Annotated in this window: 5 protein-coding genes and 4 tRNA genes; 8 read left to right on the top strand and 1 reads right to left on the bottom strand. The window is 41.8% G+C overall.

What is annotated here, in order from left to right:
- Positions 1 to 302: 302 nt before the first annotated feature.
- Entirely contained in the window at positions 303 to 764 is a 462-nt protein-coding gene (locus ISG33_RS17000) for a DUF3010 family protein (RefSeq protein ID WP_195734850.1), read from the bottom strand.
- Between the two features lie 180 nt (positions 765 to 944).
- Between ISG33_RS17000 and murB the strand changes: the two genes are divergently transcribed.
- From murB to ISG33_RS16960, 8 genes are all read left to right on the top strand, one after another.
- A complete protein-coding gene (murB, locus tag ISG33_RS16995) occupies positions 945 to 1943 on the top strand; it encodes a UDP-N-acetylmuramate dehydrogenase (protein WP_195734849.1) in 999 nt (332 codons plus the stop codon).
- Between the two features lie 13 nt (positions 1944 to 1956).
- Positions 1957 to 2931: a bifunctional biotin--[acetyl-CoA-carboxylase] ligase/biotin operon repressor BirA gene (gene birA, locus ISG33_RS16990; protein ID WP_195734848.1), complete on the top strand. Its 975-nt coding sequence runs from the start codon at positions 1957 to 1959 to the stop codon at positions 2929 to 2931.
- The gene (locus tag ISG33_RS16985; RefSeq protein WP_195734847.1) at positions 2924 to 3646 is read left to right on the top strand and encodes a type III pantothenate kinase; all 723 of its coding nucleotides are present in this window, start codon (positions 2924 to 2926) and stop codon (positions 3644 to 3646) included. The genes birA and ISG33_RS16985 overlap by 8 nt, the downstream gene beginning before the upstream one ends.
- Before the next feature lie 127 nt (positions 3647 to 3773).
- Positions 3774 to 3849, top strand: a tRNA-Thr gene (locus tag ISG33_RS16980).
- An 8-nt stretch (positions 3850 to 3857) separates the two neighbouring features.
- Positions 3858 to 3942 (top strand) — tRNA-Tyr (locus tag ISG33_RS16975).
- A gap of 33 nt (positions 3943 to 3975) precedes the next feature.
- Positions 3976 to 4050 (top strand) — tRNA-Gly (locus ISG33_RS16970).
- 8 nt (positions 4051 to 4058) lie between these two features.
- Positions 4059 to 4134 (top strand) — tRNA-Thr (locus ISG33_RS16965).
- Between the two features lie 65 nt (positions 4135 to 4199).
- Positions 4200 to 4338, top strand: a 139-nt coding sequence (locus ISG33_RS16960; RefSeq protein ID WP_229333616.1) for a GTP-binding protein, incomplete at its 3' end; no start/stop codon positions are given.

Here is a 4338-nt window from a genome sequence, read left to right as displayed (position 1 = left end):
ACCGTCAGGCTCCCATTCACTGCGCAAGCAGGTAGAGAAGCCCGTCCTTGAGACGGGTTTTTTTATGCCTGAAGAAAAGAGATACCGGCCTACGCCGGCATGACGCTACATTAGGCACACCGTCATTACCGCGCAGGCGGTAATCTCACGAACACACCTCGGTGTATAAAAGCAGATACCGGCCTACGCCGGCATGACGTTTCGGTGTGATACCGGCCTACGCCGGTATGACGCTACATTAGACACACCGTCATTACCGCGAAGGCGGTAATCTCACGCGCACACCTCGGTATAAAACGCAGTTAAAGTAACTCAGATGATGGCGGAGGAGGTGGATACTGAAGATTCATATGCTTTGCAAACGCGACATTAAAGGCGGCCTCTTGAAACACTTTTAAACCTGTCTCCGAAAAACTCACAGTGATAGGATTTCTTTTAATAGCCTCCTTAAAGACTTGTGGTGACATTGTGTCTACTTCTAAACCATCGATGCATTGAATGGCGGCTTCCATTTTGAAACCTAAGGCACCGCCGGCAAACTTTCCCTTTAGCGGGCGTTCTTTAATCACAACTTGTTCTACCGAGTAATCAGACATGAGCTTTTTAAAGGTTGCTTGGAAGTAACGTAGGTCGCCAGTCGAGTTACGCTTGTTAAATTCAACTTTTCTTACTCGACATTCGGGTAAAGTGAATAAGCCGTCTTGATAGTTCAGTAGACATACCACAGCTTCAGATCCTTTGATCTCAACGCCACATATCTTCATGTTGTTCTCTTTCTCGTAAATTTTACTGTTGTTTGGTTGTGGTCATGATACCTTATTTGTATCATCAAGAGTATGATTAGCGAGAGCAACAAATTTGCTATTTTAGAGCATTGTTTTTTTATGCTTGCCTTACTTACATTAATGCTACTCACATAATAATAATCTGGAACGATTTACACCGTGCATTCACTCCAACACCTCCATACTTTTGGCTTTAATGTGTCAGCTAATGAAATAGTGGTAATTAAATCAATTGCTGACTTCATATCCACTTTTAAAAAGCATAAGAATAATAATTTAGTAATACTAGGAGAGGGCAGTAACACTGTTTTTATTGATAATTACGAGGGTATCGTTTTTAAAAATGAACTTATGGGTATTGATATAACAGAGTCTTCACTCTCATATCACTGTAGAGTGCAATCAGGAGAGAACTGGCATAATTTAGTCACTTATCTATTTGAACGAGGTATATTTGGCTTAGAGAACTTAGCGCTTATCCCCGGCACAGTGGGAGCTGCCCCGATCCAAAATATTGGTGCCTATGGCCTTGAAATTGAAGCTTTTATAAAGTCAGTAGAGTATATCGACCTCGAGAGTCTTGAAACTATTACGTTAATGCATAATGACTGTAAATTTGGCTACCGTGATTCTATTTTTAAGCATGAACTCGCAGGCAAGTCCTTTATTACTTGTGTAAATTTGGTGCTTCCAAAAGATGCGTTAGTAAATGCGAGCTACAGTCCGCTGAATCAGCTAAGTCAAGCCACACCTGCCAGCATATATAAAAAGGTAATTGAGACACGAGAGTCTAAACTACCAAACCCCAAACAACTCGGAAATGCTGGTAGTTTCTTCAAGAATCCAGTTGTGTCTGTATCACAGCTAAAAGCGTTACAAGATACTTATCCAAGTCTTCCATCTTTTCCAGCCGGAGAGGGCTTGGCCAAAATCCCTGCTGCTTGGTTAATAGATAGTCTTGGTTTTAAAGGCTGTAAAAAGAATGGAGTCGAATGCTATTCAAAACAGCCTCTTGTGTTAGTGAATAGTGGAGACGGTACAGGAAGTGCGTTGTTGGCACTGGCTCGTGAAATTCGTGACAAGGTGCAGACTCAGTTTGGGATTGAGTTGGAAAATGAAGTTCGTTTGATGGGCGCAGATCAATTGATAAGGCTATGAGGGTAATACAAGGATGAGAAAGAATGCAGCGCTTGCACGAAGCTTAATAATAAATCAGCTCGCTGATGGTGAGTTTTACTCTGGTGAAGCGCTAGGCGAGCTAACCGGCCTCAGTCGAAGCGCTATTGCTAATCATATAAAATATTTGGGCTCGATTGGTCTTGATATATATAGTGTGAAAGGACGTGGCTATAAGCTAGCACAAGCAATTGAGTTATTGCGTGCCGACAAAATAGTCTCCCAGTCAAACTCTCTCACCACTGATAAGCTAGAGGTATTAAGCATAATTGATTCAACTAACACCTATATTAAAAGTCGTTTGCAAGAGCTACCTAATGGTTATATATGCCTAGCGGAAGCTCAAACGCAAGGTAGGGGAAGACGAGGCCGACCTTGGGTATCACCTTTCGGCAGCAGTATATATATGTCGATGTGCTGGACTTTTGCCGGGGGCTATCAATCAATGGTAGGCTTATCGCTATTAGTGGGTATCGGTATAAACAGAGTACTGATGAAATACGGTCTTCGAGATTGTAAGCTGAAGTGGCCGAATGACGTGTATCACAATGGTAAAAAGCTTGCGGGTGTGCTTGTTGAGGTTGAAGGGCAAGTTGGCTCTGACGCTAGCGCAATTATTGGGATAGGCATTAATGTCTTACTACCACGCCATGTCCAAGGAATAGATCAACCCTTTACTGATATATATACAGCCCTCGACAAACAAATCGATAGAAATCTATTTATTGCTGAACTAGCTGACACACTGCATTCAATGTTAAGAGAGTTTGAAAACAAAGGTTTGACGCCATTTATTCCGGAATGGAAAGCGGCTGATTTGTTTTACGATAAATACGTCTATTTACTAGCGGGTAAAAATCAAATGCATGGTGTGAGTAAGGGGATTAACGAAAGTGGTGCTTTATTGCTTGAATGCAATGGCATGATTACACCACACCATGGTGGAGAAATAAGCGTTCGACATGGCTAATCTATTCATTGACGTTGGCAATACCGCTATCAAATATTCAATAGGCACCGACAGGCTTGAACATTCACGCGATAATGTCATACGCACATCTGCATTTAACGAGATAACAGAACAACTTCATCTTGTATCGAGGATTTATATTTCTTCTGTTCGTTCCTCTGTTGCTTTAGATGACTTTCGTGCTCAGTGTTCACAGCTTCAAAAATCACTGTTTATAGCAGAAACGAAAAGTTACGAACGAGGCCTACACAATGCTTATCATCAACCTTCAAATATGGGCATTGATCGCTGGTTAGCCATGTTGGCAGCCCGGAATCAGTCTAACAAAGAAGGTCTCGTTGTTATTGATATTGGAACGGCGGTTACTATCGATTTTATCGTAAATCAACAACATTTAGGCGGCTGGATAGGTCCGGGTTTCAACCTAATGAAAAACGCTCTGTTCAATAATACCGAAAAAGTTTTTGGAAACGACAATGAAAACACTGAAATATATTTTGGTAACGACACCCCTGACTGTGTTGATTTTGGCTGTAAAGCTCAAATAATCGGTATGGGAAAACACGCTGTAGAGTTAATTTCTACCAAATCATCTGAGTTCGATGTTTTTATTACAGGTGGAAATCAAAATATTTTCAAATATGAAGACTTTTTTTCAACAGCGTTTTTTTCTGAAAACTTAGTTTTAGATGGTTTAACATTGTTTGTTGATTAAAAAACAGCAATAAAACGTGTTAAAAAAAGACATATTAAAAAAATATTCAAAAAAACACGTTTTTTTATCAATTAGCTATTGCCACATGCCGATCATTTCTTTAATATGCGCACCCACTTGATGCAGTGCCGACTTAGCTCAGTTGGTAGAGCAACTGACTTGTAATCAGTAGGTCACCAGTTCGACTCCGGTAGTCGGCACCATCAATCTCGGAGGGGTACCCAAGCGGTCAACGGGAGCAGACTGTAAATCTGCCGGCTCAGCCTTCGCAGGTTCGAATCCTGCCCCCTCCACCACTTTCTCATGAAGTGGGGACGAGAATTAGGAACGCGGGCATCGTATAATGGCTATTACCTCAGCCTTCCAAGCTGATGATGCGGGTTCGATTCCCGCTGCCCGCTCCATTAACGTTGCTGATATGGCTCAGTTGGTAGAGCGCACCCTTGGTAAGGGTGAGGTCGGCAGTTCGAATCTGCCTATCAGCACCACATCCTAATCTTCATTCCACACTAATTGAAAATAATTTTTTAATACGTTGCTGGGAATATCTAAAATGGCAAAGCAAAAGTTTGAACGTAATAAACCACACGTAAACGTTGGTACTATCGGCCACGTTGACCACGGTAAAACAACTCTTACAGCGGCAATCACGTCGGTATTAGCAAAGACTTACGGCGGTGACGCTCAAGCAT

The sequence above is a fragment of the Marinibium conchae genome (assembly GCF_015595035.1).
Lineage (GTDB): Bacteria > Pseudomonadota > Gammaproteobacteria > Enterobacterales > Alteromonadaceae > Glaciecola.
This window is presented reverse-complemented; position numbering and strand designations above follow the sequence as displayed.